Annotated in this window: 1 pseudogene; it reads left to right on the top strand. The window is 57.1% G+C overall.

The window, feature by feature from the left end:
* Nucleotides 1–13: 13 nt before the first annotated feature.
* Nucleotides 14–224 (top strand): annotated as a pseudogene (locus A3709_RS23405) (sulfotransferase); the annotation flags it as partial.

The following is a 224-nucleotide window of genomic DNA, read 5'->3' as shown; positions in this document are numbered from 1 at the left end:
AATGGCTTCCACCATGCCCAGATCATCGGCCATGAACTCGTGGAAGAGCACATCGATACTGCGCTGTGGATCGAGGGCCTGTATGCAGGATCGTCCGGCCCTCGATCCACAGCGCAGTATCGATGTGCTCTTCCACGAGTTCATGGCCGATGATCTGGGCATGGTGGAAGCCATTTATGCACGGGCAGGATTACCCATGACCGAGCAGGCCAAGGCAGAGCTAC

The sequence above is a fragment of the Halioglobus sp. HI00S01 genome, from assembly GCF_001635445.1.
GTDB lineage: Bacteria > Pseudomonadota > Gammaproteobacteria > Pseudomonadales > Halieaceae > Halioglobus > Halioglobus japonicus.
Note: the sequence above shows the minus strand (reverse complement) of the source record. Positions and strands in the feature narration are given on the sequence as shown.